The sequence below is a fragment of the Janthinobacterium aestuarii genome (assembly GCF_046113285.1).
Lineage (GTDB): Bacteria > Pseudomonadota > Gammaproteobacteria > Burkholderiales > Burkholderiaceae_D > Janthinobacterium.
This window is the reverse complement of sequence record NZ_CP142524.1, coordinates 1,367,387-1,381,323: the sequence shown is the minus strand read 5'-3', so window position 1 is coordinate 1,381,323 and position 13,937 is coordinate 1,367,387. Positions and strand designations below refer to the sequence as shown.

At 63.8% G+C, this 13,937-nt stretch carries 11 protein-coding genes; 6 read left to right on the top strand and 5 right to left on the bottom strand.

The window, feature by feature from the left end; translation table 11 throughout:
* Position 1: 1 nt before the first annotated feature.
* Together rmuC and OX462_RS06210 are read right to left on the bottom strand one after the other, a co-directional pair.
* Entirely contained in the window at positions 2-1,378 is a 1,377-nt protein-coding gene (rmuC, locus tag OX462_RS06215) for a DNA recombination protein RmuC (RefSeq protein ID WP_409028016.1), read from the bottom strand.
* A 4-nt stretch (positions 1,379-1,382) separates the two neighbouring features.
* Complete coding sequence (locus tag OX462_RS06210; protein WP_070224562.1) at positions 1,383-1,778, bottom strand: group II truncated hemoglobin; 396 nt, start codon at positions 1,776-1,778, stop codon at positions 1,383-1,385.
* A 132-nt stretch (positions 1,779-1,910) separates the two neighbouring features.
* Between OX462_RS06210 and OX462_RS06205 the strand changes: the two genes are divergently transcribed.
* From OX462_RS06205 to OX462_RS06195, 3 genes are read left to right on the top strand one after another with little or no spacing between them, the layout of a single operon-like run.
* On the top strand, positions 1,911-3,179 hold the full coding sequence (locus OX462_RS06205) for an MFS transporter (protein WP_409028015.1): 1,269 nt from the start codon (positions 1,911-1,913) through the stop codon (positions 3,177-3,179).
* 12 nt (positions 3,180-3,191) lie between these two features.
* A complete protein-coding gene (locus OX462_RS06200) occupies positions 3,192-3,539 on the top strand; it encodes a GIY-YIG nuclease family protein (RefSeq protein ID WP_409028014.1) in 348 nt (115 codons plus the stop codon).
* 57 nt (positions 3,540-3,596) lie between these two features.
* On the top strand, positions 3,597-4,064 hold the full coding sequence (locus tag OX462_RS06195; protein ID WP_070312152.1) for a MarR family winged helix-turn-helix transcriptional regulator: 468 nt from the start codon (positions 3,597-3,599) through the stop codon (positions 4,062-4,064).
* Positions 4,065-4,070: 6 nt separating this feature from the next.
* On the opposite strand, the gene cqsA is transcribed toward OX462_RS06195, so the two are convergent.
* Positions 4,071-5,315 carry an alpha-hydroxyketone-type quorum-sensing autoinducer synthase gene (gene cqsA / locus OX462_RS06190; RefSeq protein ID WP_409028013.1) on the bottom strand — a complete coding sequence of 415 codons (1,245 nt, stop codon included), beginning with the start codon at positions 5,313-5,315 and terminating at the stop codon, positions 4,071-4,073.
* A gap of 132 nt (positions 5,316-5,447) precedes the next feature.
* Between cqsA and OX462_RS06185 the strand changes: the two genes are divergently transcribed.
* Together OX462_RS06185 and OX462_RS06180 are read left to right on the top strand one after the other, a co-directional pair.
* On the top strand, positions 5,448-6,800 hold the full coding sequence (locus tag OX462_RS06185) for a sensor histidine kinase (RefSeq protein WP_409028012.1): 1,353 nt from the start codon (positions 5,448-5,450) through the stop codon (positions 6,798-6,800).
* Between the two features lie 3 nt (positions 6,801-6,803).
* Positions 6,804-7,811, top strand: coding sequence for a response regulator (locus OX462_RS06180; protein ID WP_070312156.1), 1,008 nt, complete (start codon positions 6,804-6,806; stop codon positions 7,809-7,811).
* On the opposite strand, the gene OX462_RS06175 is transcribed toward OX462_RS06180, so the two are convergent.
* Complete coding sequence (locus OX462_RS06175; protein ID WP_409028011.1) at positions 7,808-10,339, bottom strand: ABC transporter permease; 2,532 nt, start codon at positions 10,337-10,339, stop codon at positions 7,808-7,810. The genes OX462_RS06180 and OX462_RS06175 overlap by 4 nt on opposite strands.
* A gap of 36 nt (positions 10,340-10,375) precedes the next feature.
* Positions 10,376-11,407 (bottom strand): adenosine deaminase, encoded by a 1,032-nt coding sequence (locus OX462_RS06170; protein ID WP_070312160.1) that lies wholly within the window; start codon positions 11,405-11,407, stop codon positions 10,376-10,378.
* 570 nt (positions 11,408-11,977) lie between these two features.
* Here OX462_RS06170 and OX462_RS06165 point away from each other — a divergent pair.
* Positions 11,978-13,900: a PrkA family serine protein kinase gene (locus OX462_RS06165; RefSeq protein ID WP_034754154.1), complete on the top strand. Its 1,923-nt coding sequence runs from the start codon at positions 11,978-11,980 to the stop codon at positions 13,898-13,900.
* Positions 13,901-13,937 lie beyond the last annotated feature (37 nt).

Here is a 13,937-nt window from a genome sequence, read left to right as displayed (position 1 = left end):
GCTACTCGCCGTCGCCGGCGCCGCCGTCCGCCTTACCCAGCAGCAAGGCGGCCGCCTCGCCCGGCAAGGCTTCCACGGATTTCAATTTGCGCGCCATCTGGCGGCTGCGCACTTCCGCGCTTTCGATATTCTTCGCCGCCTTTTCCAGGGTCAGCCGGGTTTGCGACAGCACGTCGCCGAACTTGCCGAACTCCGTCTTGACGGCGCCCAGCACTTGCCACACTTCGGACGAGCGCTTTTCCAGCGCCAGGGTGCGGAAACCCATCTGCAGACTGTTGAGCAAGGCCGTCAGGGTCGATGGCCCGGCAATGCTGACCCGGTGCACGCGCTGCAATTCGTCGGCCAGGCCCGGGCGGCGCAGCACTTCCGCATACAGTCCCTCGGTAGGCAGGAAGAGGATGGCGAAATCCGTCGTCAGCGGCGGCGCCAGGTATTTCTCGGCGATGGTTTTCGCTTCGCCCCGCACGGCCCGCTCCAGTTCGCGGCCGGCCAGGGCCACGGCGTCCGCATCGGCCCGCTCGGCCGCCTCGACCAGGCGCTCATACTGTTCCTTGGGAAATTTCGCGTCGATGGGCATCCACACGGGCGGCCCGCCGTCGACCATGCCCGGCAGTTTCAGGGCGAATTCCACGCGCGCGCCGCTGCCCGGCAACGTTTCCACGTTCTTCGCGTACTGGTCGACAGTAAGTACCTGCTCCAGCAGCATTTCCAGCTGCACTTCGCCCCAGGTGCCGCGCGTCTTGACGTTGGTGAGCACCCGCTTCAAATCGCCCACGCCCAGCGCCAGCTGCTGCATTTCGCCGAGTCCCTGGTGGACTTTTTCCAGCCGCTCCGACACTTGCTGGAACGAGGCGGAAAGGCGCGTTTCCAGCGTCGCGTGCAGTTTCTCGTCGACCGTCTTGCGCATTTCTTCCAGCCGCGCGCCATTGTCGGCCTGCAAGTCGCGGATCTTGTTCTCCAGCGTGGCGCGCACTTCCAGCATGCGCTGCGCATTCGATTCCGTCAGCTGGGCCAGGGTCTGATTGGTACTTTCGGCAAAGCGCGCCAGGCTTTGCGCCTGCTCTTCGCGCCCCACTTTCCCCTGCGCCTGCATCTGCGTGCGCAGGCTGTCGAGCTGCTGCAGGGTCGCCGCCTGGAATTGCGCCAGGCCGGCCGCCAGATCTTGCCGCGTCGCTTGCGCCGACGCCTGCAATTGCAGCCGCACTTCGCGCTCGACCCGGTCGATGCGTTCCAGACTTTGCTGCTGGTGCTGCTGCACCAGCGCCAGGGTGGTGGCGCCATCGCCGGCCGCGCCACGCGGGCGCAGCAGCAGCAAGAGCAACAGGACGATGGCGGCGATGGCGGCGCCCAGCAGGCTGTAGAACTCGATTGGGCTCATGGGATCAGTCAGCTTTATTGCGCATCCAGTCGGCCGTCTGATAGAACGATTCCATCAGGCGCACGCGCAAGGATTCTTCGATGCCCGTGTCTTCCATGGCCCAGGCCATGGCGCGCAGCCACTGGTCGCGCTCGCTGGTGCCGATGGCATACGGCAAGTGACGGGCGCGCAGGCGCGGGTGGCCGAATTTCTCGATATACAAATCCGGGCCGCCCATCCAGCCCGTCAGGAAGAAATACAGCTTGTCGCGCGAGCCGTCCGTCGAGGGCGGATGCATGACGCGGATGCCGGCGAACTCGGCTTCGAGTTCCATCAAGTCATAAAAACGGTCGACCATTTCACGCAGCACGGGGGCGCCGCCGATGGTCTCGTACAGGGTGGGGGCAGTGGTATCAGTCATGGCCGCCATGATAGCGCAAGCATCGGCGCTCCATGCAGCGCCAGCGCTCCCTGCCGCAATAAATGGCAATATACTTGACTGATCAAGCTTTCATCAACTACCATGCAATTTTAAAACAGGGACAAGATGAATATGCCAACCGCCACAGACACTGATTTGCTGCGCAATACCAACTTCCGCTGGCTGCTGGGCGGCGGACTCGTCTCCATGCTGGGCGACCAGTTCAGCCTGCTGGCCCTGCCCTGGCTCGTGCTGAGCCTGACGGGCGATAGCCTCAGCCTCGGTATCGCCGTGGCCCTGATGGGCGCACCGCGCGCCGTGCTCATCTTGCTGGGCGGCACCATCGCCGACCGTTATTCGCCCCGGCGCGTGCTGCTGCTGAGCAAATATGCGAACGCCGCCATCCTGCTGGCACTGGCGGGACTGCTGGTGCTGGACCTGGCCAGCCTGGCGCTCGCGTATGCGGCCGCGCTGGCGCTGGGCATCGCGTCCGCCTTCGGCATTCCGGCCGGCACGGCCATCCTGCCGCAAGCCGTGCCTGCACCTACGTTGCAGAAAGCCAATGGCTTGCAGATGGGTGCGCGCCAGTTGTCCTTGCTGGCCGGTCCGCTGCTGGCGGCGCTCGTGCTGGGTGCCCACGGTAACGGGCAGCACACCTCCATGGCGGCGCTGGCCGCCGCCTTCGCCATCGATGCGCTGACGTTTGTGTTTTCCGCGTGGACCTTGCGCCAAGTCAAGCTACGGCCCCTGGCTGCGGCTGCGGCGCCGCAAGGCATGTGGCGCGACATGGCGGCGGGCCTGGCCATGGTGTGGCGCGACTTGCCCCTGCGCAGCTGTTATGCCTACTGGGCCGTGGTGGCATTCTTCGTCATGGGTCCGCTGCAAGTCGCCTTGCCCGTGCTGGCCAGCGAGCGCCTGCACGGCGCCGCGGCGCTGGGCATGCTGATGGGCGCGCACGGCGCCGGCACCCTGGCCGGCATGCTGGCGTCCAGCCTGGGCGGCGCCTGGCTGCGCCGCCATTTCGGCGCCACCTTGCTGCTCGTCGACGCCGTCGTGGCTTGCCTGCTGATGGCGCTGGGACAAATCGGCGCGTCCTGGCACGGCGCGGCCCTGCTGGCCGTCACGGGAGTGCTGGGCGGCTATGTGCAGGTGGCCATCTTTACGTGGATACAGCGGCGCGTGGCGCCCGCCATGCTGGGCCGGGCGATGGCTGTGTTCATGGGCATCTTCCTGGGACTGGCGCCCCTGTCGGCGGCGGCCACGGGTGCGCTGCTGCGCCACGTGAGCGTTGGCGAGCTGTTCTGCGTCGGCGGCGCCCTGCTGCTGGCCGCCGCCATCGCCGCCGCCCTGTTCACGGATATTGCCCACATCGCAAGCACCGATTACGTCACCCAAGCTTAAGGAAATCACAACATGGATAAAACACAGCAAGCAGCCTTGAAAGCAGCTTACCGGCAACAAGCGCCCGCGCTGGGCATCATCGCGCTGCGCCACCTGCCCAGCGGGCGCACCCTGCTCGAACGCAGCCGCAACGCACCCGGCGCGCTGAACCGCCACCGCTTCGAACTCACGCTGGGTACGCACCGCAACGCCCGCCTGCAGGCGGACTGGCGGCGCGACGGCGCGGCGGCTTTTCGCTTCGACATCATCGACACCGTCGATCAATCCGCCGATCCCGCCTTCGATGCGGACGCCGAACTGGACGCCCTGCTGGCGCTGCACCAGGCGCAGCTGCTGGAACAGGGACAAGCACGCTATTGAGCGGCCATGCTTTACACTTGCGCACTCACGCACTGCGCAGCAAATGAAAAGGATGTCATGACCGAACACACTCTCCCGACGCCGGACGGCGGCGGCGCGCTGGACTTTTGCCTGCGCCTGGCGCGCGCCCAGGCGCTCATCGTGCGCCGCTTCGACAGCATCCTGGGCAATCTGCACGGCCTGAGCTTCAGCGATTACCAATTGCTGTACCACTTGCAGCGGGCGCCCGGCGGACGCCTGCGCCGCATCGACCTGGCCGAGCGCCTGGCGCTGACGGCATCCGGCATCACGCGCTCGCTGATGCCGCTGGAAAAAATCGGCCTGGTGGCGCGCCAGGCCGATGCACGCGATGCGCGCGTCGGCTACGCCGCCATCACCGAGGCGGGACTGGCATTGCTGGCGCACGCGCATACGACGGCACAGGCGCTGGGACAGGAATTGCTGGGCAATGCCAGCGCGGACCAGCTGGCGCCCCTGTCCATGCTGCTGGGCACGATCGCCGGCAACCAGCCCGCCAACGGCTGACGCGCGCTACACCAGCGCCAGCTTGCGCAGGCGCCGCGTCGAGGGCCAGCGCGCCATGCCCGTCTCGTCGCGGATGGCGGCGCAGGCGGCCAGCACCCTTGCGCACTCGTCCTCGCGCAAGCCCGCATTCAGGGTCAGGCGCACCAGCGAACGGTTCTTCGGCGTGGCTGGCGCACAGAAGACGGCGCCATAGATGCCGTGCCGTTCCAGCGCCTTGCGCAGGATCAAGGTATCGGGTTCGCTGCCCGCTTCCAGCGCGATGATCTGCTCGGTGCCGTCGCTGACGTTGTAGCCGAGATCCGTCAACCCCTGGCGCAGCTGCACGCTGTGGCGGTGCAGCGCGGCGCGGCGGCCATCGGCGGCGCGGATGAAGTCGAGCGCCGCATCGAACCACGCCAGCTCGTGTTCGAGCAGGCAGGAACTGAAGATGGCGGGCCGCGAGGCGGACAAAAAATAGCCCTTGAAACGGGCCGAACAGGTAATCAGCCCCGCCCGGCCCGCGAACGCCTTGGCCAGCGACGCCGTGCGGAAATGCACGCGCTCGGCCAGGCCCAGCTCCGCCACCAGCCCCGCGCCCTGCGGGCCGTGCGTGCCCAGCGAGTGCGACTCGTCGACGATCAGCATGCTGCCGCTGCGTTCGGCAATTTCCACCATGTCCAGCAGCGGCGCCACGCTGCCGTTGGTGCTGTACAGCGCATCGACGATGATGATGCCGGGGCCATGCTTGTCGAGCTGGCGCTGCAGGTGGGCGCCATCGTTGTGCAGGAAGGCGACGGGCACGGCTTGCGCCGATTGCACGCCTTCCCACAACGACGCATGCGCCTGCATGTCGAGGTACACGGGGATGCCGGGTCCGGCCAGGCTTTGCAGCAAGCCCACGTTGGCGGCCCAGCCCGACTGCGCCAGCACGCACGCCTCGCTGCCGAGAAAATCCGCCAGCTTGTGTTCCAGCCGGTGCTGGCGGCTGCCTTCCTGCAGGAACACGGACGACATCAGCATGGCGCCGCCGCCCTGCAAGACGCGCGCCTGGGCCGCCAGCAGCGCCGCCTCGCCGGCGATGTTCAGGTAATCATTGCCTGCCAGCATGACCGCACCGGCCGGCACGGCTTGCCATTCATGCAAGTGCTCGCCGCCGAGCAGCTTCTCGATGCGCTCGACATAGTGCTCATCCATGCGCGCGCGCACGAAGGCGGGCATCCTTTGCTCGGCATGGATGGCGCGGGACGGCAGAGGGGAAATAGCGTTTATCATAGGAACTCCTGATTGGTTGCGGTGGGAACTACCGCATCCAACATGCGCGAGTCATCCGGCAAGCGTTTGATACAGCTCAACAGTTGTGCCGATATTGTGCTGATACAGAGGGAACCCGCCGATCATGTTGCATTGACACGCCTCAACGAACACGCCCCTCTGATCATGATGCATGCGCAGTCCCCTTCCGGAAAACGGTGGCAAGGCAAGCTGCTCCAGCCTTTCCTGCATTTCCACGACGCCATCGAACACACGCCGGTGCGGCGCGCTCAGGTGCGCACCCTGGCGCTCATCGGTGCACTGGGCATGCCCATGTACTACGCGCTGTGGCATTATTTCTTTCCGCAAGAATACGAGTCGCCGCTGCTGCGCACCATCTCCGCCCTGCTGTTCCTGCCCGCGCTGTGGCCTGACCGCTTCAGCAATACCTGGTTCAGCGTCTACCTGTTCCTGGGGCTGACCTTCGAACTGCCGTTTTTCTTTACATATATGTTCCTGATGAACCACGCCTCGAGCATGTGGGCGCATTCGCTGCTGGTGGCGCTGGTCGTGCTGTTTCATTTCGATACGCGCATCGCCGTGCTGGCCTACCTGGGCGGCACCCTGCTGGCTTGCCTGGCGTTTGCCGTGGCCGGCGATCCCGCCTTCCTGCTCAGCCGCGACGTCTTGCAGCAATTGCCCGTGCACTGGTTCACGATTGCCGTGCTGTCCGTCGTCAAGGTGGGCCGCAACGTGGGCGCGCAGGAGAAACTGGCCGGGCTGGCGGCCGGCCTGGGCAGCGTGGCGCACGAATTACGCACGCCTCTCGTCAGCGTCGAGGCGAATGTGCGCGGCCTGCAGCGCGGGCTGCGGCAAAACCTGCAAGGGCAGCCGCCGGACGAGGCCAGCCGGGAAGCGCTGGCGCGCATCCAGTTCGAAGTGCGCCATATGCACCACATGATCGATCTGTTCCTGCTCAGCGCCAGCGCCGTCAACCGCAAGCTCGAAGCCAACGAGGCGGTGGCCATGCACGACAGCGTGACGGCCGTGCTGCGCCGCTACCCGTTTACCAGCACGGCCCAGCGCGACATCGTCAAGGTCGACGTGCGCGCCGATTTCACGTTTCCCGGCCAGTCCGAGCTGTGCGTGGTCATCCTGCTGAATCTGCTGCGCAATGCCTTGAAAAGCATCCACCGCGCCGGCAAGGGAAGAGTGCGCATCATCATCGATGGCGCCCATCCCGTGCCGCGCCTGCTGTTCATCGATACGGGCTGCGGCATCGCGGCCAGCCGCCTGCCGCTGATCTTCGACCGCTTCTATTCGTATCCCTCGCATAACGGCAGCGGCATCGGCCTGGCCCTGTGCCGGCAAATCATGCAAGCCTGGCAGGCGCGCATCCGCTGCGTCGCGCGCGAAGGCGCCTACGCCATCTTCGTGCTGGAATTTCCCCAGCCCCTGCCCGTGCCCACGCACAACCGTTTTCCATCCATCCACCGCGCGAGGTGACGCATGCAACTGCCCGTCTACACCCATCCGACCCTGACCGTATTGATCGACGACAGCGATTCCTTCCTGAAAAGCCTGGCGTTCCAGCTCGATCCCGGCCTGGCGCGCAAGACTTTCCACGACACGAGCAGCGCGCTGCACTGGCTGCGCCAGAGTACGCAGCCGGGCGAGACGCCGCTGCACGTCAATTTCGACACGCAAAACCTGCCGCCCGACCAGTGCAACGTGGCGCTCGACATCGAACGCATCTGGCGCATCAGCGGCCAGGCGCAGCGCTTTGCCGTGCCGTCCGTGCTGGTGGTCGATTATTCGATGCCGCAGATGAATGGCCTGGAATTCTGCCAGGCCGTGCGCGACTTGCCGTGCAAGAAGATTCTATTTACGGGCGCGGCCGATGAAAAGGTGGCCGTGACGGCCTTCAACCGGGGCTTGATCGACCGCTACATCAAGAAGAGCGACGACGATGCGCTCGACATCCTGGAACAGGAAATCGTTGCCCTGCAGCGCGAATTCTTCCTGCAGCAATCCGAAACCGTGCGCGATCTGCTGATGCTGCACGACTACAGTTTCCTGCAAGACGAGGCGCTGGCCGCCGTCGTGCACGAGCTGTGCCAGCGCCACGGCTTCGTCGAGTTTTATATTTTCCCCAATCCCAGCGGCATCCTGTTCTTCACGCGCGACGGCCACGCCAAGCTGATGATCATCGAGACGGAACGCAGCCTGCACACGCAGTATGAAATGGCGCGCGACAGCGACGCGCCCGATTCATTGCTGCAGGCCCTGCTGGAAATGCGCGTGATTCCCTACTTTTCCGACGCCAACAGCGACGGCATGTACGCGGCGCAGATAGGCGAGAACTGGTTTCGCTACTGCGCCGCGCCCACCATCTGCCTGGGCGGCGTGACGTATTTCTGGGCCCTGTTCGACGTGCCGGCGCACCAGCTGGGGCAGCCGGTGATGTCCTACGCGCAATTTCTGCGCGCAGGCGCGGGCGACGGCGTCATTGTTTAGCCTTCCCTTAAGGTCTGCAGCGGCGGATGTTTCAAGACATTGCGCAAACCCAGCCAGCCGCCGGCGATCGCGCACAGGGCGCCGGCCAGCAGGCCAAAGGCCCACACGCCCGGCGCGAAGCTCCAGGCGAACTTGAACTGGTACGTCGCCAGCGCCCAGCCCATGGCCGCCGCGCCCGATGCGGCCAGCAGGCCGGCCAGCGCGCCGACGAGGGAAAACTCGATCAGCTGCGCCTGTGCCAGCTGGCGCCGCGTGGCGCCCAGGGCGCGCAGCAGTCCCGCTTCGCGCGTGCGCTCGTCCTGCGAGCCCATCAAGGCCGCATACAGCACCAGCAAGCCCGAGGCCAAGGTAAAGGCAAACAGGAATTCGACGGCCGTCACCACCTGGTCCAGCACGCCCTGAATTTGTTTGAGCACGCCGCCCACGTCGACCACCGTCAAATTCGGATAGTCGCGCAGCAGGGCGTTGCCCAGGTCCGCCTGCGCGGGCGGCAGGCGGAAGGCCGTGATCCACGTCTGCGGCGTGTCCGCCATGGCGGCCGGATTGATGATGACAAAGAAATTGACGCGCATCGAGCCCCATTCCAGCTTGCGCAAGCTGGTAATGGCCGCTTCGACGCTCTGACCGGCAATGTCGAAGCGCAGCTTGTCGCCCAGCTTCAGCTTCAATGTCTTGGCGATGCCCTCTTCCACCGACGCCTCCGCTGGCGCGCCGGGCTTGTCGCTGAACCACTTGCCGGCCACGAGCTTGTTTTCTTCCTGCATCGTGGCCATCGTCGACAGATTGAATTCGCGGTCGGCCAGGCCCTTGGCGCGGTCATCCTCGTACGTGCTTTCCGTGATGGCGTTGCCGTTCACGGCCACCAGGCGCCCGCGTATCATCGGATACAAAGGCGCATTGGCCACGCCCGCCTGCGCCAGGCGCGCGGCGATCGGGTCCTTCTGCTCGGGCAGGATATTGATCATGAAGCGGTTCGGCGCATCGGGCGGCGTGGCGTTGCGCCAGGCCACCATTAGGTCGCCGCGCACCACCGTCAGCAGCAGCAAGGCCATCAGGCCCAAGGCCAGCGACACCACCTGGATGACGGTGGCGCCCGGGCGGCGCTGCAATGACGTGACGGCAAAGCGCCAGCCCTGATGCCTGAAGGCGCCGCGCAGGCTTTTCAGCGACTTGATGCCCAGCCAGCCGGCCAGGCCGAACAGCGCGAAGCCGCCGAGGAAGCCGGCCGCCGTCAGCAAGGCCAGTTTCACGTCGCCCGCCTGCCACAACAGCAGCACGACGAAGGCGGCAATGCCGAGGCCGTAGGTGGCCAGGGCCAGCGCCTGCGGCGGCTCCTGTTCGCGGCGGATCACGCGGTTGTGCGGGACATTGCGCAACTGCAAAATCGGCGGCAGGGCAAAGCCCAGCAACAGCAGCATGCCGGTTGCCACGCCCTGCAGCGCGGGCAGCATGGAGACGGGCGGCAAGTCGCTCTGCACGAGCTTGCCCAGCAACTCCAGCAGCACCAGGTGGCCGCCGAAGCCCACCAGCACGCCGATCACGCTGCCCACCAGGCCCACCAATAAAAATTCGATCATGTACATGGCCGTGACCTGGTTTTGCGTCAAGCCCAGGCAGCGCAGCATGGCGCAGGCGTCGAGGTGCCGCAGCATGAAGCGGCGCGCCGCCATGGCCACGGCGACGGCCGCCAGCATGGCCGACAGCAGGCCGACGAGCGACAGAAAACGGTCGGCGCGGTCCAGGGTCGATTGCATCTGCGGGCTGCCCGACTCCAGCGATTCGATGCGCACGCCTTTGATGGACTGCGCCTTGATCTGGCTTTCCAGCGAGGTTTGATATTGCGCAAGCTCGGCCGCCTTGGCGGGCGGCGCCGACAGCAGCAGCCGGTACGACACGCGCGAGCCGTTCTGCACCAGTGCCGTGGCGGCCAGGTCGCTCAAGGGCAGCATCACCCTCGGGGCGAAATTGAGGAACGATGCGCCGCGGTCCGGTTCGCTGGCGATCAGTTGCGTGACGGTAAAGGCCTTGTCGCCCAAGGTCAGGGTGTCGCCCAGCTTCGCGTTCAGGCTGGACAGGATCGCCGCATCGACCCACAGGGTACCCGGTGCGGGCACTTGGTCCGTCGGCTGGCCCACGGCATCCTGCGCTTCGCTCGCTTTGGTCGTGATTTTCAGCTTGCCCCGCTGCGGGTAGCCGGGCGAGACGGCCTTGATGGACGCCAGTTGCGACAGCGATCGCTCGCCCTCGCCCGCCTGCGCCATGCTGGGGAACGTCACCGTGTCGGCCAGGATAAAACCGCGCTTCTGCGCTTCGGCGCGCCAGGCCGCATTGACGGGCTGGTCGGCGCTGATGACGAGGTCGGCCCCCAGCAGCTGGTGCGCGTCGCGGTTCAGGCCCGCGCGCAGGCGGTCGACGAAGAAGCCGACGGCCGACAGGGCCGCCACGGCGACGATCAGCGCGACGAGCAGGAAACGCAGTTGCCCGGCGCGCCAGTCGCGGCCGGTCATTTTCAGGGAGAGGCGGAACATGGGCGGCGGGTCTTTATGCGAGTTGGTTGTGATGCGTTATTGCGCGATGCCGTGGGCGGCCGCGTACTGCGCGAAATACGCATCGACGGTGGCAAGAAACGCGTCTTTTTGCGCCTGCGGCAGGAAGGCGGCGATGAAACCGTTGCGCGCCAGGCGTTGCGCGTGCGACAGGCCCAGCGGCAGCGCGTCGAAGATGGCGTCGAAATTGTCGTTCATGTAGCCGCCGAAATAGGCGGGATCGTCCGAGTTCACCGTCACCAGCAGACCCGCGTCGAGCAGTTGCACCAGGTTATGGTCATGCATCTGGTCGAACACGCGCAGCTTGGTGTTCGACAGGGGGCAGACGGTGAGCGCGATCTGTTCGCGCGCCAGGCGGGCCGTCAGTTCCGCGTCTTCCAGGCAGCGTACGCCATGGTCGATGCGTTCGACTTTCAAGTCGTCAAGCGCCGTGCGGATGTAGGCCGGCGGGCCTTCCTCGCCCGCGTGGGCCACCAGGTGCAGGCCCAGCTCGCGGCAACGGGCAAATACGCGCGTGAACTTCTCGGGCGGGTTGCCCACTTCCGAGGAATCGAGGCCGATGCCGATGAACTTGTCGCGGTGCGGCAGCGCATCTTCCAGGGTCTCGAACGCCTCTGCCTCGCTCAGGTGGCGCAGGAAGCACAGGATCAGGGCTGCGCTGACGGGGCTGTCCTGGCAGGCACGGTGGATGCCGTTGATCACGTCGGCCATCGGCACGCCGCGCGCCGTATGCGTTTGCGGGTCGAAGAAGATTTCCGTGTGCAACACGTTATCGGCTTCGGCGCGGCGCAGGTAGGCTTGCGTCATGTCATAGAAATCCTGCTCTTTCAAGAGCACGCTTGCGCCAGCGTAATAAATGTCGAGAAAAGACTGTAAATCCGTAAAAGCATAGGCGCTGCGCAAGTGTTCCACAGATTCATAGCCCAGCGGCACGCCATTGCGCTCGGCCAGTGCGAAAATCAGTTCTGGCTCCAGCGAGCCTTCGATATGGATATGCAATTCGGCTTTCGGCATGCCGCGGACGATCGCGCGCAATTGGGGGTTCATCATGGGTGTTCCTTATAGGGTGGCGATAAAAATGCTGGCACGCGCGCGCGGCGCGCAGGGCCATCAGACATGCAGGCATCTTAGCGCAAGATGGCCGGCCTCACCGGCGCCCGACCGCCGTGGCGCCGGCAACGGCAGCGCCACGGCACGCACCGGCACGCGCTGGCGAATTGTCGTATGATGATTTAAAAGGGACAAAAAGGTTCATTGAAATGGATGAAAAATTTGATGGTTTATCCAATTAAATCAACAATTTACAAACAAGTATTAAGGATATGCTGACATATCTTTTGACTTCCTGATCCTTTAGAGCAATAATAAATTTCATGGGGTAATGGTAGGTGCAACAAGCGCTATCAACAGTGAAAAAAAAGCCGGCTGGCCACGTCAGCGCACGGCATCAAGCGCCAGTTTTTTGGTCCGGGCAATCCGGACTCGCAAAGACAGCCGGGCTTGAAACAACAATAAAAATCGGTACGGGGTACAGGAAAAGTTCAGACGGCAAGCCCAGGCGAGTGCCAGGCGGGCGGCCATGGTGACTGGCAGTTCAGGTTTACATTAAAGGACATTGACATGACCATTTTTGATAACTATGCAGCACGCTACGAGCGTACCCGCGAAGAGGAAATGTCGCTCACCGAGTACCTGGCCCTGTGCAAGAAGGACAAGCTGACGTATGCCAGCGCGCCCGAACGCATGCTGGCCGCCATCGGCGAGCCGCAGCTGGTCGACACGCGCAACGACACGCGCCTGTCGCGCATCTTCGCCAACAAGGTGATCAAGATCTATCCTGCCTTCCGCGAGTTCTACGGCACCGAGGAAGTCATCGAACAAGTCGTCTCCTACTTCCGCCACGCGGCGCAAGGCCTGGAAGAACGCAAGCAGATCCTGTACTTGCTGGGGCCCGTCGGCGGCGGCAAGTCGTCGATCGCGGAAAAACTCAAGTCGCTGATGGAACACGTGCCCTTCTATTGCCTGAAAGGCTCGCCCGTCAACGAATCGCCGCTGGGCCTGTTCAACGAGGAAGAGGACGGCACCATCCTCGAAGAGGATTACGGCATCCCGCGCCGCTACCTGCGCAACATCCCCAGCCCGTGGGCCGTGAAACGCCTGCATGAATACAATGGCGATATCAACCAGTTCCGCGTCGTCAAGCGCTATCCGTCCGTGCTCAAGCAAATTGCCATCTCGAAAACGGAGCCGGGCGACGAAAACAACCAGGATATTTCCTCGCTGGTGGGCAAGGTCGACATCCGCAAGCTGGAAGACTATGCGCAGGACGACCCCGACGCCTACAGCTATTCGGGCGGCCTGTGCCTGGCCAACCAGGGCTTGATGGAATTCGTGGAAATGTTCAAGGCGCCCATCAAGGTGCTGCATCCGCTGCTGACGGCCACGCAGGAAGGCAACTACAAGGGCACGGAAGGCTTCGGCGCGATACCGTTCGACGGCATCATCCTCGCCCACTCGAACGAGTCGGAATGGAAGACGTTCAAGAACAACCGCAACAACGAGGCGTTTCTTGACCGTATCTATATCGTCAAGGTGCCGTACTGCCTGCGCGTGTCCGACGAAATCAAGATCTATGACAAGCTGGTGGCCAATTCCTCGCTGGTGAAAGCCCCGTGCGCGCCCGGCACCCTGCGCATGATGGCGCAGTTCGCCATCCTGTCGCGCCTGAAAGACCCGGAAAACTCGAGCATTTTCTCGAAGATGCTCGTCTACGATGGCGAAAACCTCAAGGATACGGACCCGAAAGCCAAGTCCATGCACGAATATGTCGATTACGCGGGCGTGGACGAGGGCATGAACGGGCTGTCGACGCGCTTTGCCTTCAAGATCCTATCGAAAGTGTTCAACTTTGACAATTCCGAAGTGGCCGCCAATCCCGTGCACTTATTATATGTACTGGAACAGCAGGTAGAGCGCGAGCAGTTCGCGCCGGAACTCGAGCAGCGCTACTTCTCCTATATTAAAGAGCACCTGGCGCAGCGCTACGTGGAATTCATCGGCAAGGAGATCCAGACGGCGTACCTGGAAAGCTATTCGGAATACGGGCAGAATATTTTCGACCGCTATGTGACGTTCGCCGATTTCTGGATACAGGACCAGGAATACCGCGATCCGGACACGGGCGAAAGTTTTGATCGCGAATCGCTAAACAATGAGCTGGAAAAGATCGAGAAGCCGGCGGGTATTTCCAATCCGAAGGATTTCCGCAACGAAATCGTCAACTTCGGGCTGCGTGCGCGGGCCTCGAACGGCGGCAAGAATCCCGCCTGGACCAGTTATGAAAAGTTCCGCACGGTGATCGAAAAGAAAATGTTTTCGAATACGGAGGAATTGCTGCCCGTAATTTCCTTCAATGCCAAGGCCAGTGCCGACGATGCCAACAAGCACGCCGACTTCGTGGCCCGCATGGTGGAAAAAGGCTATACGGCCAAGCAGGTACGCCTGTTATGCGAATGGTACTTGCGAGTACGCAAGTCATCCTAGCGCGGACAGCGGAGGCGCGCTCCGGCCTGACGACCGG

Excerpts from the sequence above, each read along its gene's own strand:
- OX462_RS06165 (WP_034754154.1), top strand. The coding sequence starts at position 11,978 with ATGACCATTTTTGATAACTATGCAGCACGCTACGAGCGTACCCGCGAA.
- OX462_RS06180 (WP_070312156.1), top strand. The coding sequence starts at position 6,804 with ATGCAACTGCCCGTCTACACCCATCCGACCCTGACCGTATTGATCGAC.
- OX462_RS06170 (WP_070312160.1), bottom strand. The coding sequence starts at position 11,407 with ATGATGAACCCCCAATTGCGCGCGATCGTCCGCGGCATGCCGAAAGCC.
- rmuC (WP_409028016.1), bottom strand. The coding sequence starts at position 1,378 with ATGAGCCCAATCGAGTTCTACAGCCTGCTGGGCGCCGCCATCGCCGCC.
- OX462_RS06205 (WP_409028015.1), top strand. The coding sequence starts at position 1,911 with ATGCCAACCGCCACAGACACTGATTTGCTGCGCAATACCAACTTCCGC.
- OX462_RS06210 (WP_070224562.1), bottom strand. The coding sequence starts at position 1,778 with ATGACTGATACCACTGCCCCCACCCTGTACGAGACCATCGGCGGCGCC.
- OX462_RS06175 (WP_409028011.1), bottom strand. The coding sequence starts at position 10,339 with ATGTTCCGCCTCTCCCTGAAAATGACCGGCCGCGACTGGCGCGCCGGG.
- OX462_RS06200 (WP_409028014.1), top strand. The coding sequence starts at position 3,192 with ATGGATAAAACACAGCAAGCAGCCTTGAAAGCAGCTTACCGGCAACAA.
- cqsA (WP_409028013.1), bottom strand. The coding sequence starts at position 5,315 with ATGATAAACGCTATTTCCCCTCTGCCGTCCCGCGCCATCCATGCCGAG.
- OX462_RS06195 (WP_070312152.1), top strand. The coding sequence starts at position 3,597 with ATGACCGAACACACTCTCCCGACGCCGGACGGCGGCGGCGCGCTGGAC.